Raw genomic sequence first — 23,521 nt, 5'->3', positions numbered from 1 at the left:
TGACAGGCTTGTCAGTTTTGTCCCGGCTTGCTGTCAGATGAATGGTTGTACCGGATGAAACTGCCCTGCGCGCGGTGATATCGGGCAGGTATACTGGCGCCTTTCGCGGCTCGCCCTTCGGGCCCGACTTGCATGCATGACCCGGAGCCTTACATGACTTCCCCGACACCTTCGCCTGCGGACGAACTCCCCGGCGGCGAACAGGCCGATTTGTCCGACAGCGATGTTTCCAGCGCCGAGGACGCCAAAGCGGCGATTCCTGCCTTCAAATTCCCGTTCAAACCCGGTGAACTGGCTGCGGCCAAGGGCGCCGGCCAGCAGCCGTGGTACAAGAACGGCGCGAAGAATGGCCATACCAAGACCCCGGGCGCGGCGCCTCCCGGCACGCGTCGTTCGATGGGCAAGCGCTGACATCATCCTTCACGCACGGGGGCGACTTCAGTTCGCGACCCGTGCGCCTGCCAGGCTTCCACTCAATTCGTAAGCCGCCAGCTCAGACTGGTGCGCCGCGAGGATTTCCGGCAACGAGCCTCGCAGGTACTCGACCCAGGTCTTGATCTTCGCATCCAGGTATTGGCGCGACGGGTAGATGGCATAGAGGTTCAGTTCCTGGGAGCGGTAGTTAGGCATCACCCGCACCAGCGTGCCGTTGCGCAAGCCTTCGATGGCCGCGTACACCGGTAATACCCCCACGCCCATGCCGCTGGTGATTGCGGTTTTCATCGCGTCGGCGGAATTCACCAGGAACGGTGAGCTGTTGATGGTGACCATTTCCTGGCCTTCCGGGCCGTCGAACACCCATTTTTCCAGCGGAATGACCGGACTGACCAGGCGCAGGCAGGCGTGGTTGAGCAGGTCGCCGGGTTTTTGCGGGCAGCCGCTGGCTTTCACGTAGGCGGGTGATGCGCAGACGATGCTGTAGGTGATCCCCAGGCGCTGGGAGACGAAGCCCGAATCCGGCAACTCGCTGGCGAGCACGATGGAGACGTCGTAGCCCTCGTCGAGGATGTCAGGTACCCGGTTGGCCAGGGTCAGGTCGAAGGTCACATCCGGATGGGTCTTGCGGTAACGGGCGATGGCGTCGATCACGAAATGCTGGCCGATGCCGGTCATCGTATGGACCTTCAACTGCCCGGCCGGTCGCGCGTGGGCGTCGCTGGCCTCGGCTTCCGCTTCTTCGACATAAGCCAGGATCTGCTCGCAACGCAACAAGTAGCGTTTACCCGCCTCGGTCAGGGCGATGCGGCGAGTGGTGCGGTTGAGCAGGCGGGTTTGCAGATGGGCTTCCAGGTTGGAAACTGCGCGCGAGATGTTGGCCGTCGTGGTGTCCAGTTGCGCGGCGGCGGCGGTGAAACTGCCAGCTTCGGCAACACAACTGAACGCGCGCATGTTTTGCAAGGTGTCCATGGAGGGCTCTCTTGGGAGGTGGCAAATTGTGACACGAAGTTACAGAGCAGCGGGACCCGACTAATGGATTATCGCGTTAACGGTAACAAAGATTCACAGAAAGGTCGGCTTATCGCCGGGGAGGGCGATGCCTAGAATTGCCGCCAATCCTGGGTCACTGATTCCTGTGGGAGCCCTTGTGGGAGCCGAGCTTGCTCGCGATGAACGATGACGCGGTCCTGCCGTTAAACCGTGTCGTCCCCATCGCGAGCAAGCTCGGCTCCCACAAAGGCTCGCTCCCACAGGTTTTGCGTTAACAGGCAGCCATCCTCGTCGTCATGCTCCATCTCAGGAATTTTGCGCAAGTGCCGCGTTGCATCAGCAGAGAGCTGAAGACTCTCAGTGTTTGGGTTCTGACATTAACCATCAGCGGTTGCATCGGGACAGGCGGGATTGGGCCGCGAAGCCAGGTATTGCCGGCCAACCAATTGGCGAACGATGCCGCCATCCGCGAGGCCGCTCGTGACGCCCACTGGCCCACTCGCCAGTGGTGGCAAGCCTATGGCGATCGGCAGCTGGATCGCTGGGTCGACCTGGCCGTGCAGGACAGCCCGAGCCTGGCCATGGCCGCTGCGCGGGTACGTCAGGCCAAGGCCATGGCCGGTGTTGCCGAGGCCGCCGAGTCGCTGCAGATCAATGGCCAGGCGACCCTCAAGCGCCATAACTGGCCCACCGATCAGTTCTATGGCCCGGGCGAGTTGGCCGACACCACGACCTGGGACAACAATGCCGCCCTGGGCTTGAGCTACGCCCTGGACCTGTGGGGCCGCGAGCGCAATGCCAGCGAACGGGCGGTTGACCTGGCCCATGCCAGTGTCGCGCAAGCGCGCCAGGCGCAACTGGAACTGCAGAGCAACATCGTGCGCGCCTACATCCAGTTTTCACTGCACTACGCCCAGCGCGATATCGTCGCCGCGACCCTCCATCAACAAGCGCAGATTCTCGACCTTGCGCAGAAGCGCCTGGACGGCGGCATCGGCACCCATTTCGACGTCAGTCAGGCCCAGGCCCCACTGCCCGAGACTCATCGCCAACTCGACGCCCTGGACGAAGCCATCGCCTTGAGCCGCAATCAGTTGGCGGCGCTGGCGGGCAAGGGACCGGGAGCAGGTGCGCAATTGCAACGTCCGACCCTGGCCCTCGGTGCGCCCCTGAAGTTACCGTCGGCCTTGCCCGCCGAACTGCTCGGCCAGCGTCCGGATGTGGTGGCCGGGCGTTGGCAAGTGGCGGCCCAGGCCCGGGGCATCGATGTGGCCCGGGCCGGTTTTTATCCCAACGTCGACCTGGTGGGTAGCCTCGGCTACATGGCCACCGGCGGTGGGGCGCTGGCGTTCTTGACGGGCAAGAAGCTCACCTACAACGTCGGGCCGGCGATCACGTTGCCGATCTTCGACGGCGGGCGCTTGCGTTCACAGTTGGGCGAGGCGGCGGCCGGTTATGACATCGCTGTGGCGCACTACAACCAGACATTGGTGAACGCTCTCAAGGGCATTTCCGATCAGTTGATCCGTCGCCAGTCCATGGACAAGCAGCAGGTCTTCGCCGCCGAATCGGTGGCCGCTGCCCAGCGCACCTACGACATCGCGATGGTAGCGTTCCAGCGCGGGCTCACCGATTACCTCAACGTGCTCAACGCCCAAAGCCTGTTGTTCAAGCAGCAACAGGTGCAACAGCAAGTGCAGGCGGCGCGCTTGAGTGCCCATGCCGACCTGGTGACCGCGCTGGGTGGCGGGCTTGAGGCCGGCCGTGATGTGCCTGTTGCGAGCGATGCTCCCTCGCCACGATGCGGGGTAGCTCCGCTGTGAAGTCGTTGTTTGCCCCCGTGCGCCGACTTCATCGTCTTGAATGGCGCCGGGGTTTCTTCGACTGGGCCCGCAGCGACGGGGTGACCTGGGTCTATATCTTCAAGGTCCTGTTTGCCGCGTTCCTGACCTTGTGGCTGGCGATGCGCCTGGAGTTGCCGCAACCGCGCACGGCCATGATCACCGTGTTCATCGTCATGCAGCCCCAGAGCGGCCAGGTGTTCGCCAAGAGTTTCTACCGCTTGCTCGGCACCCTGGCCGGCTCGGCGGTGATGGTGGCGCTGATCGCCTTGTTTGCCCAGAACACCGAGCCGTTCCTCGCTTGCCTGGCGGTCTGGGTTGGCCTCTGTTCGGCAGGGGCGGCGCGTTATCGCAACTTCCGGGCCTATGGTTTTGTGCTGGCCGGCTACACCGCGGCGATGATCGGCCTGCCGGCCCTGGCCCATCCGGAAGACGCGTTCATGGCGGCGGTCTGGCGGGTGCTGGAGATTTCCCTGGGGATCCTCTGCGCCACCCTGGTCAGCGCCGCGATCCTGCCGCAAACCGCCAGTGCCGCCATGCGCAATGCCTTGTACCAGCGCTTTGGGGTATTTGCCCTGTTTGTCACCGATGGCCTGCGTGGGCGCAGCCAGCGAGAGGCGTTCGAGGCGCGCAACGTGGGCTTCATCGCCGAGGCCGTGGGCCTGGAAAGCCTGCGCAGCGTGACCGTGTTCGAAGACCCGCACATGCGTCGGCGCAACGGCCGGCTCAGTCGCTTGAACAGCGAATTCATGGGCATCACCACCCGCTTCAACGCTTTGCACCAATTGCTCGAGCGCTTGCGCAGCAGCGCGGTGGATCACGTGGTCAACGCCATCAAGCCAGGTTTGCAAACGTTGGCCGAACTGCTCGACGGTTTCAGTGGCCGCGCCCTGACCGACGCCGACGCGGCCCGTCTGACGGCGGCGCTGGCCGAGTACAAGGCCGAGCTGCCGGCCCAGGTGCGAAGGCTGCGGGCGTTGTTCCAGGAAACGGCGCCCAGTGATGGGCAGCAACTGGATTTTCATACCGCCTACGAGCTGCTTTATCGCTTCGTCGACGACTTGCACGGCTATGCCCTGACCCACGCCTCCCTGGCCGATCATCGCCACGAACGTGAACGCTGGGACGAACCGTTCGTGCCGCAGACCAACTGGCTGGCCGCCACGGCATCGGGTGTTCGCGCCGCCTTCATCCTGTTGCTGCTGGGGAGTTATTGGGTCGCCACGGCCTGGCCGAGCGGCGCGACCATGACGATGATCGCCGCCGCCACCGTGGGCTTGTCGGCCGCAACGCCGAACCCCAAGCGCATGGCTTTCCAGATGGCCTGCGGCACGTTGTTCGGGGCGTTGATCGGCTTTGTCGAGATGTTCTTCATCTTCCCGTTGATCGACGGCTTCCCTTTGCTTTGTGTGATGCTGGCGCCGGTGATCATGCTCGGCTCGTTCCTCAGCTCGCGACCGAAATACGCCGGGGTTGGGTTGGGGCTGCTGATCTTCTTCAGCAGCGGTTCGGTGCCGGACAACCTGACGGTCTACAACCCCTACGCCTTCATCAACGATTACCTCGCGATGATCCTCGGCATGCTGGTGTGTGCCGCGGCCGGGGCAATCATTCTGCCGCCCAACAGTCGCTGGTTGTGGTGCCGGCTCGAACAGGATTTGCGCGAGCAAGTGGTGTTTGCCATCAGCGGCAAGCTCAAGGGCCTGGCGTCGAGCTTCGAAAGTGGTACCCGCGACTTGCTGCATCAGGCCTACGGGCTGGCGGCGGGGCAGCCTCGGGTGCAACGGGACTTACTGCGCTGGATGTTCGTGGTGCTGGAGGTCGGCCACGCGATTATCGAGCTGCGCAAGGAACAGGCGATTTTGCCGGTGCATCCGGCGTATGCCGAAAGCCAACCGTGGCGCCAGGCGATCCGGGTGATGGGGCGGGCGCTGGTGCGGCTGTTCCGCCAACCGAGCCAGAGCAATCTGGAGCGTGCCCTGGTGGCGGTGGATCATGCCATCGGCCGCGTGCAGGCCACCGACGAACCCTTCGCCCCGCATTTCGACACCTCGGCGCTGCGCCGGGTGAAAAGCTACCTGCATTTCATCCGCACCTCGTTGCTGGACCCGCAATCGCCTTTGGCCGGCTATGTCATACCTCATGCCACACCGCTGCTCCAGGAACCTGAACATGCCCCGTGAGATCGCTTTCCATGGTGTGTACATGCCCACCATGACCTTGATGTTTTTCATCGCCGCCGGCCTGGCCTGGGCCTTGGACCGCTTCCTGTCGGGGCTGGACCTGTACCGCTTCTTCTGGCACCCGGCGCTGCTGCGCCTGAGTCTGTTTACCTGTCTGTTCGGCGCACTGGCGCTGACGGTCTACCGTTGAGAACAATGCGATGAAAAAGTTTTTCAGCCTGCTGGCGACGCTGTTGGTTCTGGCCCTGGCGCTGTGGATCGGCCGCACATTGTGGGTCCATTACATGAACACGCCCTGGACCCGCGATGGCCGGGTGCGGGCCGACATCATCAACGTGGCCGCCGATGTCAGCGGCGAGGTGGTTGACGTGCCGGTGCGCGACAACCAATCGGTGAAAAAGGGCGACCTGTTGATGCGCATCGATCCTGAGCATTACCGCATCGCCGTGAAGCAGGCTCGCTCCCTGGTGGCGTCGCGCAAAGCCACTTGGGAGATGCGCAAGGTCAACGCCCATCGGCGTGCCGATCTGGACAGCCTGGTGATCTCCCGGGAAAACCGCGACGACGCCAGCAACATCGCCGACTCGGCCCTGGCCGATTACCAGCAGGCCCAAGCGCAATTGGAAGCGGCGGAGCTGAACCTGTCACGCACCGAAGTTCGCGCGGCGGTGGATGGCTACGTCACCAACCTCAACGTGCACCGTGGCGACTACGCACGCATCGGTGAGGCGAAGATGGCCGTGGTGGACATGAATTCGTTCTGGGTCTATGGCTTCTTCGAAGAGACCAAATTGCCCAAGGTGCGGGTCGGCGATTCAGCGCAGTTGCAGTTGATGAGCGGCGAGAGGCTCAAGGGGCATGTGGAAAGCATCTCCCGCGGCATCTACGACCGGGATAACCCGCAAAGCCGCGAGCTGATCGCCGACGTGAACCCGACCTTCAACTGGGTTCGTCTGGCCCAGCGGGTGCCGGTGCGCATTCATCTCGACGAAGTGCCCGACGGGGTGCTGCTGGCGGCGGGGATGACTTGCACGGTGGTGGTAGAACCCCACGCCGAGCGCTGAGCCCCCCGTGGGGATTGTGAGATTTGATACACACCACAGATCCCTGTGGGAGCGGGCTTGCTCGCGAAAGCGGTGGTTCAGTTTGCACTGATATTGACTGTGCCGGCGTCTTCGCGAGCAAGCCCGCTCCCACATTTATTCCGATTGCCCCCAGAATTCTCGCCACAACAGCAAAAAAGCCAAATTCGCGATTATTACAGCGACCCACCCAACCCAAACCGCTTCATCAAGCCTTTCTCCAGCAACCCCTTGGGCAGCCAGCCGGCCATCAAGGGCAGTGATCGGCTGCCGTTGCCCAGGCGCAGCAGGCGGGGGGGCTTGGGTTGTTGTGCGGCCTTGAGCAGGCCGGCGGCGAACTCGTGGGCCGGGGTCGGGTTGTCCTGGGAGGCCTTGGCCCGGGCGCGGATGCCATCGCGCAGGGGCCACCAGGGCGACTGTTCGCTGATCAATTGTTCGGCTTCATGACCGGCATTCTTGGCGAAGCTGGAGGCAATGGCGCCGGGCTGGACCTCCATCACGCGGATGTCGAACGGCGCCAGTTCCATGCGCAAGGCATCGCTCAAGGCATGCACCGCCGCCTTCGAGGCGCAGTAGGCGCCGGCAAATGGCGTGACCAGTACCCCGGACACGCTGCCGATGTTCACCACCAGCCCTTTGGCCTTACGCAATACCGGGAACAGCGCTCGGGTGACCCCGACGATGGCGAACACGTTGGTTTCGAATTGACGTTGCATGGCCGGCACGCCGCCGTCCAGCAGCGGCCCCATGGCGCCATACCCGGCGTTGTTAATCAGCACATCCAGGCCACCCTGCTGCTGGTTGATCCGCTCATTCAGTTGTTCCAGGGCTTGGCCATCGTTGACGTCCAGCTGCACAGCGGTGAATCCGGCAGCGCTGAGCGTCGCCACGTCCTCAGCCTTGCGCGCCGTGGCCCAGACCTGATAACCCGCCGCCTTGAAGGCGTCGGCGAGGGCGCGGCCGATGCCGCTGGAACATCCGGTAATCAACGCGACAGGCATGGCGCATTCCTTGTGCAAAAAGTGGGGGAGGGCAGTCAGTTGGAAAAGCTACCGTGCAATCGCTCGGCGCGAAACTCCAGGGTTTGCGGGCGATAACCCGGGCGTAGGGGCGGCAGGGGCAGGCAGTCTTGCCACTCGGCGCCGGCCTGCAATTCGCCGGGACCACGATAGCGCGGTGCGTTGTAGGGGCTGTCGGCGAGGTTGATGGTGTCCCCAGGCGCATAAGCCGCGACCCGCCACTGCAGTTCGATCAGCGGCACGTCATTGGTGTTTTTTAGGGTCAGTGACAGCGGCCGGTCGGCGGGGCATTGTCCGGGGGCATAGCTGATGCGCAGTTCCAGGCGCTCCAATTGCCGGGTCTCGCGGTTCTCCTGCCAGAGTACCCACGCGGCGACCAGGCCCAGCCCGATGAACGCTGCCAGGGAGACTGGCAAGGCCTTCGCTGGGTAGCGCAACAGCAAAATGAGCCAGGTGATGACCAGCAAGACGCCGATAAGCATGGTGGAAGCCTCCGTTACCGTAGGCACATCCTACCGAAGGCGACGGGCAATGTTGAAGCGATGATGTCGGCCTGTCGCACACGCCGAAAAAAAGCCCCCACCCAACCCACTACGGATAGGGGACGCAGTGGGCTGGATGGGGGCTTCTTGAACGGCTGATCGTTGCTAGTTGTTACTGCGCGATGGTCTTCACCGAGACGCCGCGTTCGATCGGAGTGGAGCGACCGTAGATGTCTTCGAAACGCTCGATGTCGTCTTCGCCCAGGTAGCTGCCGGACTGCACTTCGATGATTTCCAGCGGGATCTTGCCCGGGTTGCGCAGGCGGTGGACCGACGCGATCGGGATGTAGGTCGACTGGTTTTCGCAGAGCAGGAACACGTTCTCGTCGCAGGTCACTTCGGCGGTGCCGCTGACCACGATCCAGTGTTCGGCACGGTGGTGGTGCATCTGCAGGGACAGGCACGCGCCCGGCTTGACCGAGATGTGCTTGACCTGGAAACGACCGCCCATGTCCACCGAGTCATAGGAGCCCCACGGACGATAGACTTCGCAGTGGTTCTGGGTCTCGGTGCGGCCCTGGGCGTTGAGGGTGTTGACCATCTGCTTGACGCCTTGGACCTTGTCCTTGTGGGCGATCATCATGGCGTCCTTGGTTTCGACCACCACGATGTTTTCCAGGCCGATCACCGACACCAGTTTGCCGTTGCCGTGGATCATGCAGTTGCGGCTGTCCTGGATGACCACGTCGCCTTTGGTGACGTTGCCGTTGGCGTCCTTGGCATTGACTTCCCACAGCGACGCCCAGCAGCCGACATCGCTCCAGCCGGCCGACAGCGGTACGACGCAGGCACGCTGGGTCTTTTCCATCACGGCGTAGTCGATGGAGTTGTCCGGGCAGCAGGCGAAGGTGGCTTCGTCGAAGGTGATGGTGTCGGCCGTCTGCTCACTGCGCTCCAGGGTCAGCAGGCAAGTGTCGTAGATGTCCGGATCGTGCTTTTTCAGCTCTTCGAGGAAGCGGCTGGCGCGGAACAGGAACATGCCGCTGTTCCAGAAGTAACCGCCGGCCTCGACGAACTCGGTGGCACGCTTGACGTCGGGTTTTTCGACGAAGTGCGAAACGCGGCTCACGCCTTCAGGCAGCAGCGCGTCGTTGGTCGATTTGATGTAGCCGTAGCCGGTTTCCGGTTTGGTCGCCGGTACACCGAACAGCACCATTTCGCCACGCTCGGCGGCCACGGTGGCCAGGGCCAGGGCGCGTTGCAGGGCTTTCTGGTCATCGATCACGTGGTCGGCCGGCAGCACCAGCATCAGCTCGTCGCGGCCTTCGTTGACCAGCATCATCGCGGTCAGCGCCACGGCCGGTGCGGTGTTGCGCCCGAACGGCTCCATCAGGATGCGCTGGACTTCGAGCTTACGGTTGCTCAACTGTTCGTTGACGATGAAACGGTGGTCTTTGTTGCAGACCACGATCGGTGTGTCCATGCCTTCGAACACCAGGCGCTCGAGGGTCTGTTGGAACAGGGTGTGTTCACCGGTCAGGGCCAGGAACTGTTTAGGGAATTGCTTGCGCGAAAGCGGCCAAAGACGTGAGCCACTACCACCTGACAAGATCACCGGAATCATGTTTGTTACTCCTTGAAGCGAAATGGTTGTTAGAGCTACTGCGTTCTGTCGTTTCACTCTCTTGTTCTTGTTCCGTACCCGACTGACACCCCCGATTCAGGGTGGGAGCGGGCTTGCTCGCGAAAGTGGTGCTTCAGCCAACATCAATGTTGAATGTGAGACCGTATTCGCGAGCAAGCCCGCTCCCACAGGGGTACAGCGTCAATCAGGTGAATTGATCAGCGGGTCGACGCCGGGCGTTTTACCCACACTGGCGACAGGCTGCTGCCTGAACCGGTGACGTACAGCACGGCCGCTTCGCCGCGCTCCAGGGCCACGGGTTTGAGGTCACCGACTTTCTTGTCGCCTTCGAACAGCGCCAGGGTCACTTTCACCGGGTTGATTTCACGTTCGCCACGGCCCTTGGCGGCCACGTTCGGCACCACTTCGGTCTTGCCGTCGGCGGTCTTGAGGGTCAGTGCCTTGTCAGTGAGGTTCTGCACACGGACCAGGGACTTCTGCTTGTTCTTGAACGGTGGTTCTTCGATCAGCTGAGGCTGGCCGCTGGCGTTGTTGACCAAGGTGTAATAGTGATCGGGGGCCAGTTTAACCGGAACGGTCTGGCTGCCGACCTTGGCGCTGTAGTCACCGCCAGGCATGAAGCTGAAGTCACTGCTGGCCAGTGGAGCCACGTCGCTCAAGTTGGTGCTGCCAACGGTGGCGCTGACTTCGGCGTTGCTGGCGTTGTAGATACGTACGAAGCTCGAGCCTTTTGGCGCGACTGGGCCGTACAGGGCCGAATCACCGGCAAAGGCGGACAGTGAGAGGGCGCTCATGCTGGCGACGAGGGCAACGGCCTTGAAGGAGCGAGCAGCGAGACGGCGAGGAGTAGTGTTGAAAGTCATGGTGGACCTCTCTTTCAGTTTTGCGCCCGGTCGGGCGTCTCGGATGGGGTGTTGGCGGCTACGTTCTGTTGGCGCGCGCCGGCTTGCTTGAGCTCTGCGACCCACTGTGGGTCGGCGTCGCCGATTTCGTTGTTCACGGGCAGATAACGTTCAGGGAACTCCCAGATCAGCACCTGTGGCGGGCTGTTCTTGAAGGCGTCACTCTTGAGGTAGCTGAGCATCGGCAGAATCGGGCCATGGCCGTCCTCGGCGTAGTTGACGACGTCGCTGTGCAGGGCTTGCTTGAGTGCACCGACGAAGTTCCAGTTGGGGTTGGCGCTGTAGCTGGTGCCGATCAGGGCCACGGGCACCTGGGCGTCGGCGAACAGCGCGTCGTCGCTGGCCGGCTGGTCATCGGCTTCGCGGGTGTTGCGCTTGACCAGCGGCTCCTGGGCCGGCATCAGGTTTTCGAACAGTGGGTCCAGGGGCAGGAACTGACGCAGGTCGCCCTTGTGGGTGATTTTTTCTGCAGGTTCCGTGACGAAGCGTTGTGGCTCGCCGTTGAGCGGTGTGCCTTCGGCAATCGCCTTGGCCAGGTTCTCGGCCGCGACCTGGGCACCTTCCGGGGTCCAGTGGGTGTCGGTGCGCAGGAACACTTGCTGGCCGCTCTGCTTGGCCTGTTGCAGCGGGCCGAGCAGGTCAGGGGCGATGATCTTGTCCGCCGCCACGCGAGCGTGGAAATCCTGGTAGAGGTTGGCGTGAATGCTCGACGGCTTCACTTCACCCATGTGTTCTGGATACAAGCGCGCCTTGGCCGGCAGGATCGCCATCACCAGGGTGATGCCTTGTTCCTTGAGCTTCTGGCGCACGCCTTCGACCAGCGCGTAGTTGCCTTGCAGGTTCAGCTCTTCGTTGACGATCGGGTTGAACTCTTCGTCGCTGTACAGCCACTGGTCGCGTCCCAGGACCACGCCTTTGCGGCCTTCGTTGAACAGCTTGTAGTCCAGCGCCGCCCAGATGTTGGTGCCCAGGCGCTTGATCGGGAACTCTTCGTCGTAGTGGGTTTCCACGGCCTTGGCCCAGCGCCCGTTGAGCACGGTCGCGTCGGGGTTGGTGCTGAAGCCGAAGAAACTGCGCATCGACCACATGCCCAGTGCTGTCAGGATCAGCATGAACAGTGCGATGTAAAAGATGCGTAATGAGCGGGTCATGTTCAGATCCCTCAGAACTGGAAGTAAAGGAACGGCGAGAAGCTTTGCGCCGAGAGTTTGAGAATCGAGGCGATGAACAGCAGCAGCACCAGGGTGCGCATCACGTAGCGTGACCAGTCCACGGTCCAGTAGGCCGGTTGCACCTGGGCTTCGACGCCAACGGTGTAGCCAGGTTCATGGATATTCGTCGGATTTTCGCCCGGCGCGGCTTTGATCAGACCCGGTTGTGCAGTGGCCGGACCATCGGCCTCGGTGGTCACTTCAGGTTTTGTCTTGACTGGCGGACGGTTGGTGTAGAAGTCCCGCAGGCCGAAGAAGGCGAGGGTGGCGTAGGCCACCGCCAGCGTGGCGATCTGCAGGCCGGTGAGGTTGGCACGGGTCAGTTCCGACAGCGACCAGTCGCCGAAGCTGAACATGGCGCCGTACATGCGACCGGCCACGTGCAGGTTCTCGGCCCGGAAAATCACCCAGCCCATCACCACCAGCAGGAAAGTCAGCGCCCAGCGGATCGGGTTGATGCTGCGTGGCGTGGTGTTGATGCCCACCGCTTTTTCGATGGCCAGCCACATGCCGTGCCAGGCACCCCAGATCACGTAGGTGATGTTCGCACCGTGCCACAGACCACCGAGCAGCATGGTCAGGAACAGGTTGCGATAGGTCATCAGCGTGCCTTTGCGGTTACCGCCCAGGGTGATGTAGAGGTAGTCGCGCAGCCAGGTGGACAGGCTGATGTGCCAGCGGCGCCAGAACTCGGTGATCGACTGGCTGATGTAGGGCTGCTTGAAGTTTTCCATGAAACGGAAACCCATCATCAGGCCCAGGCCGATGGCCATGTCGCTGTAGCCGGAGAAGTCGAAGTACAGCTGCGCGGTGTAGGCCAGCGCGCCGAGCCAGGCATCGCCCGTGGTCGGGTTCTGCAAGGCGAAGCAATGGTCGGCCACCACCGCCAGGGTGTCGGCGATGAACACTTTCTTGATGAAGCCCTGCATGAAGCGGGTGCAGCCTTCGGAGAACTTGTCCAGCGTGTGGGTACGGTTGTTGAACTGGTCGGCCAGGTCGCGGAAACGCAACACGGGGCCGGCGATCAGGTGCGGGAAAATGGCCACGAACGCGGCGAAGTCGATCAGGTTGCGGGTCGCCGGGGTGTCACCGCGGTAGACGTCGATGATGTAGCTGATGGACTCGAAGATGTAGAACGAGATCCCGATCGGCAACAGCACGTGGGTCAGGATGAACGGGTTGAGACCGAAGCCGGTGATGATGGCGTTGAGGCTGTCCACGCCGAAGTTGGCGTACTTGAAATAGCCCAGGATGGCCAAATCCACGCCCACGCCGAGCAACAGCCAGCGCTGGGCCGGTTTGGTGCGCACACCGGCGGCGCCGACTTTCAGGCCGATCCAGTAGTTCCACAGGGTGACGCCGGCGAACAGCGCCAGGAAGTCCACCCGCCACCAGGCATAGAACACATAGCTGGCGATCAGCAGCAGCAGGTTGCGATAGCGTTGCCCGCTCAAGTAGTACAAGCCGAGAAAGATCGGCAAGAACAGAAACAGGAACACATTGGATGAAAATACCATCCCGATCTCTCCATGTTGAATCAACAGTCAAGGGCCAGAGCCCCCCCAAACCCCCCCATGAAAACCGGGAGGTCTTATTGCATATCAGTCGCCGTGATTACTGTGGGAGCAAGGCTTGCCCGCGATGAACGATGACGCGGTCCATTCAGTGCCCCCGCGTCATGGCTATCGCGGGCAAGCCTTGCTCCCACAGGTCCCTTGCCAGGCAAGGGATATGACATCAGCTTCCTTTTTCGCCTTTCTCCCGCGAAGGGTCATACACCCGGGTCAAATCCCCGCCGAGGCGGAAGGTCTTGAACGGTTGCATTTCATGCTTGCGCTCCAGCACATCCTCGGAGCAGGTGTAGAGGCTGCAGAACGGTTCGAGCCAGGCGAATTTCGAGTCGACCTTCAGGTCTTTCATGTCCTGCTCATCGCCGTTCTTTTCTTCGAAGATGTCCGGGTCTTTCACCCCGGCCAGCACCCGGTCACCCAGTCGCTTGAGGGCGCCGTTGTTTTCCTGGCGCAGGTCCACACCGTTGACCTGGGCGAAACTGGCGATCATCGCCAGTGGCGGCAGGGCATAGTTGTGGTAGGACAGGGCGCGTTGCTTGCGCTTGAGTTCGTTGGGCAGGAAACCGTCGGCATCAACTTGGTTGACGCCGACCTTGTATTCCTTGACGGCCCAGTCGAACAGGTCGCGGCGGTTGGTTGCCACGGACGTGGCCATCACCGACCAGGCGGCCCAGTAGGAATGGTTGTTGGTCTTGTCCAGCGGCAGGTTGTCCCAGTCGCTGACCACCTGATCGGCCATCCGGCTGAACCAGCCTTCGATCAGTTGCGCCTGCTCCGGGTGATTGGCCAGTGGGCGGGACTCGGAAAACTTCAGGCGCACATAGGCCGACGCCATGCTGCCCAGCGCCCATTTACGCATGGACTTGCCGGTGTGGTTGAAGTCCTTGGACATCAGCGCATCGGCCTGGGCCCACGCGGTCAGCCAGTTGAGGGTGCATTCCAATTGTTCGGGACGGCCGTCACGCATGAATTGCATCACTTGCTTGCTGACGCCACGCTCGATCTTGGTGATGTCGGCGGTGCTGTCACGAAAGGCTTTTTCCGATTGCACGTTCAGGGTCGAACGGGCCTTGTCGGAGCCCTCGTACTTGCTGCGAAATTGCAGGGAGCCGGTGTAGGGCGTCGGCGTGGCGTCGCAACCTTGGGCGGCTTCGCCGGTCTTGACCTTCTCGATCGGTGCGAAGTAACCCTGTGGCGGACGCAGCGGGGCCGCCGCCTGCGTGGCCCCGGCGAACATCGCCAGGGTCAGCAGGGAGGGCGCCAGCAGCGTTTTCAACGTTCGGGTGCGCATGGTTCTGGTCATGAGACGAGACCTCATTGTCCGATTTGAGCCGTTTGTTGCCCGGCTTGCGGAGATGCGTTGCGTTTGCAGACTTTCGCTTCGATTTGCTGTGGTTCTTTACCGGCTTCAGGGCCCTGGACTTCAACGGCCAGCAGGGTCTGCGAAGCCCAGTCCTCGTCGGTGCGCAATTGGAAGGCGAAACGTCCGTCGGTGTCGGAGGTATCCGGTTTTTCGATCTTGATATCCTCGTGGCGCCCATTCATGTACCAGAGGGTGGCTTGCAAGGTTTTCACCGAGGTATCGGCGAAGCGGATGTCGACCTGGTGGCTGCCGTTACGCAGATCCATGTTCTTGCTATTGACCATCAATTCGTTCTTGCCCGGCTTGAGCGCGGTCTTGCTGCTCATGAGCGCCGGCTTGCCTTCGCAACCGTTGTTGTCCAGCAGCGCCATCATCTGGCGATAGGTGGTTTCCTGGTCCAGGCGATACAGCGGCGAGAATTCCCAGATGAGGATTTTCGGCGGGCTCTTCTGGAACTCTTCGCTGCCCAGGTACTGGATCATCGCGCCTTCCAGACCGCCGCCAGGGAAGGCGACGTTGAGGATGTCGGCACCGATGGACTCTTCCAGGAACCCGGCAAAGTTGTAGTTCTTGCCACTGTGACTGGTGCCCACGAGGGTGATCTGCGGGTTGCCGGAATCGCTGAACAGGTCGCCGTCGCCAGCCTCGCCCTTGGGCTCGGTGGTGAACTGGTCCATGTACTGGATCGCATAGCTGGTGCCGCACAGTTGCCCGGCCATGTTGTGCAGGGTGCCGGTCTTGCCCATGCGGCCGGACTTCTTGGTCTCGAACTCACGCTTGGGAATGTCGGCGAAGGCCGGGATCTGCTTGACCTTCTCGGCGACGATCTTGGCCGTGCGCTGGGCGCCATACGGCGTCCAGTGCTGGTCGCCACGGAAATAGAAATCGTGGGCCGGCAGGGTTTCGGGCAGGTTTTCGTTGGTCAGCGGCGACAGGTCTGGCACCACGTAACCCATCTGGGCGAAACGGCCGAGCATGGATTTGTAGTTGGTCAGGGCCTTGTCAAAGTTGAAGCTGGCCTTCTCCTGCGGATTGAGCTTGTTGCGGTTCACCAGGCCCCGGGTCGGCTGGTAGACGATCACCAGCTCGACGCCTTTTGCCTTGAACGCATCGTGCAACTGCTGCATGCGCTTGTAGCCGGCTGGGGTGGTGTTGAATTCGGTACGCAGGTCTTCCTGGGTCCGGAACAGCCAGTCGCCTTGGGCCTGTACCAGCGTGGTGAAGTTCTGCTGGTAGCGCGAGGTGTAGTTCTTTGCGTCATGGGCCGCAGGGCACAGGTTGCAGCACGGTTCGGCGGTGAAGCTCGGTGCCTTGATTTCATCGGCGCGCGCGCCGCTTGCAGCGGCGAGAATGCCGGCAGTCAGGGCGGACAGGCCCAGGAGTTTGATCATCTGTGGGTTCATAAAGGTCATCCTCAGTCCCGCATTTCGGTCTGGCGTTCGACAGGGTCGATCAGCACGGCTTTCTGCTGGCGCACCAGCAGGTCGAGAATTTCATCCTGGCGCTCGCCGAGGATTCCCGAAAAGCTGATGCCGCTGGATTTGGTCGGTGCGAGCATGGACACGCGGTACAGCTCGACGCTTAACGGCGAATCGATGGACAGCGGGCCACTGCCGTTGGCAGCCAGTTCGCCGCCGACCACGATCAGCGAGACCTGGGCGTCGAACGGGTCGAGCTTGATGTCCCGGTCGGTGTCGGACAGGTCTTTGATGTGGCCGTAGAGACCGGTCAGGCCGTTGGCCATGGACACGTTTTCGTAGAGGCGGATGTTCACGCTGTTACGAATGCGGATGCCGTGGCGGCGGTTGCTGATCACTTTGTTGCCCCACAGCAGGTTGTCACCACTCTCGTAGAGCGTGATGCCGTCGGTGTGGTTCTTGTAGATCTCGTTGTAGGCGATCAGGTTGTTCACGCTGTTACGGTCGATCACCAGGCCCGAGAGTTTGTTGTCATAGCTGCGGTTGTTGAAAATGAAGCTGTCGTTGACCTCACGGGAAATAATGATCCCGTGCTTCTTCTTGGTCCCGTAGACCGTGTTGTCGGCAATGATCAGCCGATGGGAACGGTCATGGGGGTCGATGCCGTAGACGATGTTGTCTTTGTAGGTATTGCCCTTGACCACGAAGTCGTTGGTTTCATAGCAGTAGAAGCCGTACCACATGTCCGAGAACTCGGAACCGATGATCCAGCCGGTCGGTTCCGGGCGCTTGAGGACCTTGGCCATGTTCGGCGTGTACTGGGAAATACTGACCCCGTACGACTTACTGTTGGCGTAGCCGAAACTCGCCATCTTGGTGTTGACGATGTAGGTCTCGGTGCCGCCCCAGGACAGCAGGAACGGACGGAATTCCTTGGGCGAGCGGAACGTGGCAGGGCCGTTTTCCTTTTCGCGCCAGCCGGTGACCTTGGTGTCGCGGATGAACATCCGGCCATCGTTGACCAGGAACGCGCCGCCCTCTTGGGACAGGCGCAATTCCTGGGTCTGCTTGTCGATTTCCAGGATGCCTTTCTCGCCGACCACAATTGGAATCCTGGCCAGGAACACGCCTGGCGAGGTTTCGCTGAGGTACTGCTTGGGCACCTTCTTGACCAGGTCCTTGAGGTTCATGTAGCCATCGTCGACGAAGATGGCCTGTGGGATACCGTGCTGACGCACGACCCACTCGGCCATCTTGTTGTCGCCGCCGATGAAGTCCTTCAAGGCGTTTTCCTGCATCATCCGACGCACGCTGACCTTGCCGGGCTTGGTTCGCACGATTTTTGCCGCGACCGCTTCGGCGGTGTAGCCGGAGAGGTCGGGCAGGGTCGGCGTGGCCAGCTCCAGTGGTGCGGTCGGCGCGCTGCTGACGGTGTAGGTCTTGGCCTGTTGCAGTCCCTTGACCACGTTGCCCGGCTTGACCACCGGCTCAACGTTGGCGAACGCCGGCGAGCCGGCCAGCAGCATCGCTGCGACCAACAGGCTGATCGAACCTTTCATCGCCTGGCTGTTCCTGAGGTAGCGGTTCATATCGGGCACTCCCATGGCCATTTGCATCAGAAGCGCCAGATCACGTCGACAAAGGCGCGATGCATGTACGAATCGACCTCTTTGCCGTAAGCGTCGCCTGGCTTGAACACGCCGCCACGAAAGCGCACCAGCGCCGACGGCTCATCAATGGACTGACTCAGCGCGGCCGGCAGCAGGCCTTGCTTGAAGTACTTGGTGACGACCAGGTCGACTTCCTGGCCCAGGTCCTTGTTACCGTCGCGCAGTGGCAGGGACGAGGTGGACAGGATCGCGCCGGTCACGTCGTCGGTGTTGTTTTCCACAGCGTTGATGCCGTTGCTGCCCACCGGCTTGTTGCCGTCCACGCGCCAGAACTTGTGGTACACAAGGCTGGCGTCGTATTCGTCACGCAACTGCCAGGAACCGAACAGGCTGGCGCTCTGGGTGTTGGCCATTTCGCCACGGAACGCTTCGCCGAAACGATGGACCCGCGAGCGCGTGCCGGTGAAGTTCGAGCGGTTGCTTTGCAGGCCGTTCTGTTCGTAGTCCTCGCTGGCGCGGGCATAGGCCGCACCGACTTGCCATTGCGGGTCCAGGCGCAGGCGGATACCCAAATCAGTGGCCCAGCCGTCCACGTCATCGCTGTGCTTGGCTTCTGTTGGGCGCGTGCCGTCGGCGTTGAGCGGGTTGACGGTGTCACGGTCGCCGGTCATGCCGGTGAGGCTGGCCCAGTAGTTGACCGTGTTGGTGTTGCGCCAGTTGTAGGCGTCGCTGTTGGCTTCCAGGCCCAGCCAGGTCAAGTCACCGTTCTCGGTCTTGTCCAGGGTGTCGGTGGCTTCGCCCGGGGTCGGGTAATCGAGGCTGCCATTGTCATGGGAGTGGTGGGCACGGATCCCGGCCCACTGGCCTGGCATCCACTGGTAGCCCACGTCGCCAAAGACGTGCAGGCGGTCCTTGTCCTGGGGGGACAATTCCTTGAGGTCGGTGCGGTATTCGCTGAACCGTTCGGCCACGCCGAGGTTGGCCCGCAGCAAGGTGGTGTCGAAGGTCCAGTTCAGGGCTTCGATGTTGGTGTCGCGCCATTGGCCGTCGTCATTGCGCAGGCGCTGGCGACCGAACTTCAATTGCTCGCCCGGGTAGGGGGTCAGGCCACGGTAGCCGATCCAGAACTCGCGCATGGCCAGGTAGCTTTTCTTGGCTTCGCGATCGCCGCTGTCGGTTTGCTGGGTGCTGTCATCGGACTGTTGCAGGGTGTCGGTCTCGATGATGTCGCTGGACGTCACGGCCTGGGCCATGGCGTAGGCGCTCCAGGCGCCGCTTTCGCTTTCACCGTAGACCCAGGGACGCAGGTCCAGGCCGACACCGTTGACGTCGCCACCGCTCTGGGTGCCGAGGTCGCGGTCGTCTTCGGACTGGCCAGTGATTTTCACTTCCAGGCCGAAATTCTTGGTGTCAGTCAGGGCCGCCAGGCTCGGGCTGGACCACAACAGGGCAAACGACAGGCCAATACCAGCCTGCACAAAAGGATTGAGCTTCAAAAGCTTCATAGAGGTTCCTCGCCGTCATCTTCTTTTAGGGCTTGCAGTTCCAGCGTATGGGGGCTCATCGAGCCGCGAATGGCCTGCTCTTGTTGTAGCAGGCGTTGCGCTTGTGCAAGTTGCTGCGGCGGTAATTGTGCTTCGAGGGTCTGGGCAAGCTCGGTGGCTTGCGGGGTGTTCTGCGCCTTGGCCAACTGGCTGAACACATAGGCGTTGACCGGGTTGGGCTTGGTGCCCTTGCCCTGGGAGAACAGCTGGGCAATGGCGTAGTCGGCGCTGTTCTGGCCGTTGCGGGCGGCCTTGAGCAGGTGGTCCAGGGCTTTTTGCGAGTAGACCTGGCCCAGGTAACCGCGGCGATAGATCTGGCCGAGGTAGTAGTCGGCGGCCACTTCGCGGCCAACGGCTTTCTGGAAATGCGCCTCGGCGACCTTGGCATCGGCCGGGACCCACTTGCCTTCGTAGTAAAGCTTGCCCAGCAACAGTTCGGCACGCGACTGGTCGGCGGCGCGGCCGTTTTCCAGGTACTGCATCATCTTGTCGACGTCACCCAGTTCCGGGAAGTCGTAGAGCAGTTGCGCAAGGCTGACCCAGGCAGCGGGGTAGCCCGGGGCGATGCCTTCGAGCAACGACTGGGCGGTCTTTTCATCGGGCTTGCCCAGGCTGGCATCGGCCAGGACACGGGCGACGCTGTCCACGCGCTGGGCGGACACGACGCCACGGGCGTGGCCATCCTGCATCTGCTTGAGCAACGCGGCCTGCTGTTCCGGTTGGCCGCGTTTCTGATAGACCGTGGCCAGTTCGACGTAGCAGATGTCGGTGGTCGCCAGCGCGGCCTTGCAGACCTTCTCGACTTCGTCCAGGTGCTGGTCGTAGGTACCCTGGGTGCGGTAGAGCAGAATCTGCGCCAGGCCCGCTTCCGGGTAGCCGGCGCTGCGCCATTGGCTGATCTGCTGCTGGGCGTTGACGTTCGGGAAGCTGTGGGGATATTGCAGGTACAGCATCGCCAGCGGGATCAGGGTGTTGCCTTCACCATTGGCGAAGGCTTTCTTCAACAGGCCTTCGGCTTCGTGTTTTTCCGCTTCGGTGGAACCGGGCTTGGCCACCAGCAGGCGACCCAGGCGAGCCTGGGCCCGTGGCGAGATATCGGCCGCGGCGCGGTAAGTCGCCTCGGCTTTTTTCATCTGCTCGGGGTCGTGGCTGTCCACCTGGATGTCGGCCAGGCCGACTTGGGCTTCGCTGTAGCCCAAGTCTGCCAGTTGCTGATAGTTCTGCTGCGCCAGCGCCGTGTCGCCGCGCTTGAGGGCTTCGTTGGCCAGGCGTTGATCGGGCAGGCCGGCGCAACCGGCCAGGCTGACGGCCAATGCCAGGGCGCACAGTGTTCCCATATGGGAACGAGTTAGCGGCATCTCATCCTGACCGCGTGGATCCTTTCGCGAGCAAGCTCGCTCCCACAGGGTCTGTGGGCTGTTCAGGATTTTTATAATGGTCACGGGCATATCCTCGACTTAAATACCGACGGCCATGGCTTTGTCGATCAGCCAGTTCAGGTTCGGGCCACGGTCGCTGGTGACTTCTACCGGACGGCCGGCCAGCGAGCTGTCCAGGGGTTCGTCAGGCTGGATCAGGACACGGATATCGGAGGACAGGTCAGCACTTTTCAGGCTGGTGCTGCTGACGATCTTGCCGGTACGGGTGGTGTCTTCGCCGGCGACCTGGAAGCTGACCGCAGTGCCTGGGCGCACGTCGCCGAACTGGCGATAGGAGAAACGCGCTTCGACGTTGGCTTCGGTGCCCCGTGGGACCAGTTGGAAGATCACGTCGCCCTTGCTGGCGTACTGACCATCGGACACCAACTGCTGGGTCACGATGCAGTCGCACGGAGACGTCAGGGTGCCGGTCATCTGCTTGCCGAACAGTTCCTCGACCTTGGCCGGCTGCAACTGGTTGTCGTCCAGGTGACCCTTGAGCACGTCGAGCATGCTGGTGCTGAAGGTCGCCAGCGGGGCGCCCTTGGCGGCCACGCCGTCGGCCTTGACCAGGCTCTGCACGGTGCCGTCACGCGGCATGGTGATGGCCATGCCCGGTACGTTCACCAGGCCTGCCTGGGCGTGGCTGACGAAGTACATGCCGTACACCGACTTGAAGATGAAACCGAACGCCGTCAGGCCAACGAGGAAGATCCCCAGGCTGAAGGTCACGGCGCGCAGGCGACCGAAGGCGCTCATGCCACCGTTTTCGTCTTTCTGCTTGCGGGCCTTGGTGAAGTTATCGCGCTGCAGGGTCGCCAGCACATCGCCGACACCGACGATGTCGCCGGCCAGGTGCGAGGTGATGATGTGACGCAGTGTCGAGATGTCCCGAGGCTCCAGGTTCTGGAACTGGCAACCGGTGCGGCCGGTCTGGCGGTCGTAGGAACGGATCTGCAATTCCACGTCCATGGCCAGGCCAAGGTTGTCGATGACGAATTGCAGGCGACCCTTGTAGGATTCCCCGGTCTTGAGGGGCATCTGGCCGGCGTTGAAGCTCAGGCCGCCGGCGGACAGGTCCAGGACCTTGACTTCCATCGGCGTACGGTCGGGGCCGAAGAAGCGCAGCTTGGCCGGGATTTTGACCCTGGCGTGTTGGCGCTGGGCTTCGGATTCATGCACTACGTTGACATTCACGGCGGTGTTCATAGGGGCGATTTCCTAGTTAATTCATTCAAGTCCGGTCAGACCATCGTCAGCAGCACGGCGACAAAAATGCTGCCGGCGGAGAAGGTCATGGTCCGAGACGACCAAGTGTTGAACCAACGTTGAAAGCTGGCGAGATCACGGGTCAGGTGGGTGGGCTGGCGGGTCCAGGACTGTTGATCGAGGCGGAAGAACACGTAGATCTTCACCAGGGCACCGACGATCTGGTTGTAATAGAGAATCGCCGGGTAGGCTGGGCCGATCCGGTGTCCGGAGCACGACAGCAGCAGGGTCAGCAGCAACCGCGTGATGCCGATCCACAGCAGGTACACCAGGATGAACGCGGTGCCGTACTTGAAGCTGGCGATCAGGGCCACGGTCAGGCCCAGCAGCGAGGTCCACATCGACACGCGCTGGTCGAACAGCACCACCGAGGTGAACAGACCCAAACGCTTCATGCCCAGGCCAAGTGCCCGGGAGTTCTGCCGCAGGTTGTTGCCGTACCAGCGGAACATCAGCTTGCGACTGGCCTTGATGAAGCTCTTCTCCGGCGGATGCTCGACGGTGTTGATCGCCGCATCGGGCACGTAGAAGGTGTCGTAGCCCAGGCGCATCAGGCTGAACCAGCTCGATTTGTCATCGCCGGTCAGGAACTTGAAGCGGCCCAGGCGCCAGTGTTGCAGCGAGTCGCTTTCCACGTCGGCGATGAAGTCCGGGTTGGTGACCACGGTGGCGCGGAACACCGACATGCGGCCGGTCATGGTCAGCACGCGCTTGGACAAGGCCATGGAGCACATGTTGATGTGCCGTTGGGCGAAGCGCAGTTTGTGCCATTCGCTCATGATGTAGCCGCCGCGCACTTCGCAGAACTCGTTGGTGGTCAGGCCGCCGACGTTGCCGAACAGCTGGAACCACGGCACGGTCTTGCGCACGACGCCTTCGGCGAGCACGGTGTCGCCGTCGATCACCGCCACCACGGCGCGGTCGTCCGGCAAGTGGCGGGAGATGGCGCGGAAACCGAAGGCCAGGCCGTCACGCTTGCCGGTGCCAGGGATACGCACGAAGTCCAGCTTGACCCGCGCTGGTGGGTTCATGCGGGCCCAGAGGCTCTTGACCAGCAGTTCGTCGGACATTTCCACGATGGAGCAGACCACGGTGGTGGGCAGCCCGCATTCGATGGCCTCGCGAATCACCGAGCCATACACCTGGGCGGTGGTCAGCGCATCGATCCGGAAGCTGGTGACCATCAGGTACACGTGGGACGGATCCGCCGCCTTGCCCAGCTTGCGTACCTTGCGGCGCAGGTGCGGGTAGACGATGTACAGGAAGATCATGCCGCGCACGAAATGCGTTGCTCCCATGGAGTAACGCCAGATGCCCACGGCGCCGATCAGGAAGATGAAGTCCTTGGAATCGGAGTCGAACGTGGACGTGGGCAGCGCCATGGCGATGCCCATCAATAAACTCAAGTAAAACAGCCAACCGGCGGCCTGAAGCAGGCCGTGCTTTAGCCTGTGCATAATCTGCATCCGTCTCTATCTCGGGCGGGCCTTGTGGGCGGCCCGATGGGTTAAGGCAGGCGAAAGGCCGGCCGGGGC

General features: G+C 62.1%; 19 protein-coding genes. 5 read left to right on the top strand and 14 right to left on the bottom strand.

What is annotated here, in order from left to right:
- The first annotated feature begins 153 nt into the window (after positions 1-153).
- Positions 154-411, top strand: coding sequence for a hypothetical protein (locus B0E42_RS04200; RefSeq protein ID WP_018606117.1), 258 nt, complete (start codon positions 154-156; stop codon positions 409-411).
- Positions 412-438: 27 nt separating this feature from the next.
- On the opposite strand, the gene B0E42_RS04195 is transcribed toward B0E42_RS04200, so the two are convergent.
- Positions 439-1,407: a LysR family transcriptional regulator gene (locus tag B0E42_RS04195; protein ID WP_003205334.1), complete on the bottom strand. Its 969-nt coding sequence runs from the start codon at positions 1,405-1,407 to the stop codon at positions 439-441.
- Positions 1,408-1,751: 344 nt separating this feature from the next.
- Here B0E42_RS04195 and B0E42_RS04190 point away from each other — a divergent pair, with 344 nt between their 5' ends.
- From B0E42_RS04190 to B0E42_RS04175, 4 genes are read left to right on the top strand one after another with little or no spacing between them, the layout of a single operon-like run.
- Positions 1,752-3,251, top strand: coding sequence for an efflux transporter outer membrane subunit (locus B0E42_RS04190; RefSeq protein ID WP_077505796.1), 1,500 nt, complete (start codon positions 1,752-1,754; stop codon positions 3,249-3,251).
- Positions 3,248-5,452, top strand: a complete 2,205-nt coding sequence (locus B0E42_RS04185; RefSeq protein ID WP_077505794.1) for an FUSC family protein — start codon at positions 3,248-3,250, stop codon at positions 5,450-5,452. The genes B0E42_RS04190 and B0E42_RS04185 overlap by 4 nt, the downstream gene beginning before the upstream one ends.
- Positions 5,442-5,642, top strand: a complete 201-nt coding sequence (locus B0E42_RS04180) for a DUF1656 domain-containing protein (protein WP_003205331.1) — start codon at positions 5,442-5,444, stop codon at positions 5,640-5,642. Before B0E42_RS04185 ends, B0E42_RS04180 begins: the two co-directional genes overlap by 11 nt.
- A 10-nt stretch (positions 5,643-5,652) precedes the next feature.
- On the top strand, positions 5,653-6,516 hold the full coding sequence (locus B0E42_RS04175; RefSeq protein WP_053181705.1) for an HlyD family secretion protein: 864 nt from the start codon (positions 5,653-5,655) through the stop codon (positions 6,514-6,516).
- A gap of 194 nt (positions 6,517-6,710) precedes the next feature.
- Here B0E42_RS04175 and B0E42_RS04165 read toward each other — a convergent pair whose 3' ends face one another.
- The 13 genes from B0E42_RS04165 to alg8 form a co-directional block, all read right to left on the bottom strand.
- Positions 6,711-7,535 carry an SDR family oxidoreductase gene (locus B0E42_RS04165; RefSeq protein ID WP_053189808.1) on the bottom strand — a complete coding sequence of 275 codons (825 nt, stop codon included), beginning with the start codon at positions 7,533-7,535 and terminating at the stop codon, positions 6,711-6,713.
- A gap of 35 nt (positions 7,536-7,570) precedes the next feature.
- Entirely contained in the window at positions 7,571-8,035 is a 465-nt protein-coding gene (locus B0E42_RS04160) for a hypothetical protein (protein WP_018606128.1), read from the bottom strand.
- A gap of 172 nt (positions 8,036-8,207) precedes the next feature.
- Entirely contained in the window at positions 8,208-9,659 is a 1,452-nt protein-coding gene (locus tag B0E42_RS04155; RefSeq protein WP_018606130.1) for a mannose-1-phosphate guanylyltransferase/mannose-6-phosphate isomerase, read from the bottom strand.
- Between the two features lie 218 nt (positions 9,660-9,877).
- Positions 9,878-10,543, bottom strand: a complete 666-nt coding sequence (locus B0E42_RS04145) for an alginate O-acetyltransferase AlgF (protein WP_018606132.1) — start codon at positions 10,541-10,543, stop codon at positions 9,878-9,880.
- A 14-nt stretch (positions 10,544-10,557) separates the two neighbouring features.
- Positions 10,558-11,733 (bottom strand): alginate O-acetyltransferase, encoded by a 1,176-nt coding sequence (locus B0E42_RS04140; protein ID WP_077505788.1) that lies wholly within the window; start codon positions 11,731-11,733, stop codon positions 10,558-10,560.
- 11 nt (positions 11,734-11,744) lie between these two features.
- Positions 11,745-13,310 (bottom strand): MBOAT family protein, encoded by a 1,566-nt coding sequence (locus B0E42_RS04135; protein ID WP_014340044.1) that lies wholly within the window; start codon positions 13,308-13,310, stop codon positions 11,745-11,747.
- A gap of 220 nt (positions 13,311-13,530) precedes the next feature.
- Positions 13,531-14,655 (bottom strand): mannuronate-specific alginate lyase, encoded by a 1,125-nt coding sequence (locus B0E42_RS04130; protein WP_033062609.1) that lies wholly within the window; start codon positions 14,653-14,655, stop codon positions 13,531-13,533.
- A gap of 23 nt (positions 14,656-14,678) precedes the next feature.
- On the bottom strand, positions 14,679-16,130 hold the full coding sequence (locus B0E42_RS04125; RefSeq protein WP_018606139.1) for an alginate O-acetyltransferase: 1,452 nt from the start codon (positions 16,128-16,130) through the stop codon (positions 14,679-14,681).
- A gap of 11 nt (positions 16,131-16,141) precedes the next feature.
- Positions 16,142-17,734: a mannuronan 5-epimerase AlgG gene (algG, locus tag B0E42_RS04120; RefSeq protein ID WP_018606141.1), complete on the bottom strand. Its 1,593-nt coding sequence runs from the start codon at positions 17,732-17,734 to the stop codon at positions 16,142-16,144.
- 26 nt (positions 17,735-17,760) lie between these two features.
- Complete coding sequence (locus B0E42_RS04115; protein WP_077505786.1) at positions 17,761-19,260, bottom strand: alginate export family protein; 1,500 nt, start codon at positions 19,258-19,260, stop codon at positions 17,761-17,763.
- Positions 19,257-20,741: an alginate biosynthesis TPR repeat lipoprotein AlgK gene (gene algK / locus B0E42_RS04110; RefSeq protein ID WP_077505784.1), complete on the bottom strand. Its 1,485-nt coding sequence runs from the start codon at positions 20,739-20,741 to the stop codon at positions 19,257-19,259. Before algK ends, B0E42_RS04115 begins: the two co-directional genes overlap by 4 nt.
- 15 nt (positions 20,742-20,756) lie before the next feature.
- Entirely contained in the window at positions 20,757-21,926 is a 1,170-nt protein-coding gene (locus tag B0E42_RS04105; RefSeq protein ID WP_018606147.1) for an alginate biosynthesis protein Alg44, read from the bottom strand.
- A gap of 35 nt (positions 21,927-21,961) precedes the next feature.
- Positions 21,962-23,443, bottom strand: coding sequence for a mannuronan synthase (gene alg8 / locus B0E42_RS04100; RefSeq protein ID WP_018606149.1), 1,482 nt, complete (start codon positions 23,441-23,443; stop codon positions 21,962-21,964).
- Between the last annotated feature and the right edge of the window lie 78 nt (positions 23,444-23,521).

Source organism: Pseudomonas sp. A25(2017), assembly GCF_002001065.1.
GTDB classification, from domain to species: domain Bacteria; phylum Pseudomonadota; class Gammaproteobacteria; order Pseudomonadales; family Pseudomonadaceae; genus Aquipseudomonas; species Aquipseudomonas kilonensis.
Note: the sequence above shows the minus strand (reverse complement) of the source record. Positions and strands in the feature narration are given on the sequence as shown.

Coding starts and splice junctions, on each gene's coding strand:
- B0E42_RS04135 (WP_014340044.1), bottom strand. CDS start 13,310: ATGGTATTTTCATCCAATGTGTTCCTGTTTCTGTTCTTGCCGATCTTT.
- B0E42_RS04165 (WP_053189808.1), bottom strand. CDS start 7,535: ATGCCTGTCGCGTTGATTACCGGATGTTCCAGCGGCATCGGCCGCGCC.
- B0E42_RS04145 (WP_018606132.1), bottom strand. CDS start 10,543: ATGACTTTCAACACTACTCCTCGCCGTCTCGCTGCTCGCTCCTTCAAG.
- B0E42_RS04140 (WP_077505788.1), bottom strand. CDS start 11,733: ATGACCCGCTCATTACGCATCTTTTACATCGCACTGTTCATGCTGATC.
- B0E42_RS04155 (WP_018606130.1), bottom strand. CDS start 9,659: ATGATTCCGGTGATCTTGTCAGGTGGTAGTGGCTCACGTCTTTGGCCG.
- B0E42_RS04130 (WP_033062609.1), bottom strand. CDS start 14,655: ATGCGCACCCGAACGTTGAAAACGCTGCTGGCGCCCTCCCTGCTGACC.
- B0E42_RS04105 (WP_018606147.1), bottom strand. CDS start 21,926: ATGAACACCGCCGTGAATGTCAACGTAGTGCATGAATCCGAAGCCCAG.
- B0E42_RS04125 (WP_018606139.1), bottom strand. CDS start 16,130: ATGAACCCACAGATGATCAAACTCCTGGGCCTGTCCGCCCTGACTGCC.
- B0E42_RS04180 (WP_003205331.1), top strand. CDS start 5,442: ATGCCCCGTGAGATCGCTTTCCATGGTGTGTACATGCCCACCATGACC.
- B0E42_RS04115 (WP_077505786.1), bottom strand. CDS start 19,260: ATGAAGCTTTTGAAGCTCAATCCTTTTGTGCAGGCTGGTATTGGCCTG.
- alg8 (WP_018606149.1), bottom strand. CDS start 23,443: ATGCACAGGCTAAAGCACGGCCTGCTTCAGGCCGCCGGTTGGCTGTTT.
- B0E42_RS04200 (WP_018606117.1), top strand. CDS start 154: ATGACTTCCCCGACACCTTCGCCTGCGGACGAACTCCCCGGCGGCGAA.
- B0E42_RS04175 (WP_053181705.1), top strand. CDS start 5,653: ATGAAAAAGTTTTTCAGCCTGCTGGCGACGCTGTTGGTTCTGGCCCTG.
- B0E42_RS04160 (WP_018606128.1), bottom strand. CDS start 8,035: ATGCTTATCGGCGTCTTGCTGGTCATCACCTGGCTCATTTTGCTGTTG.
- B0E42_RS04195 (WP_003205334.1), bottom strand. CDS start 1,407: ATGGACACCTTGCAAAACATGCGCGCGTTCAGTTGTGTTGCCGAAGCT.
- algG (WP_018606141.1), bottom strand. CDS start 17,734: ATGAACCGCTACCTCAGGAACAGCCAGGCGATGAAAGGTTCGATCAGC.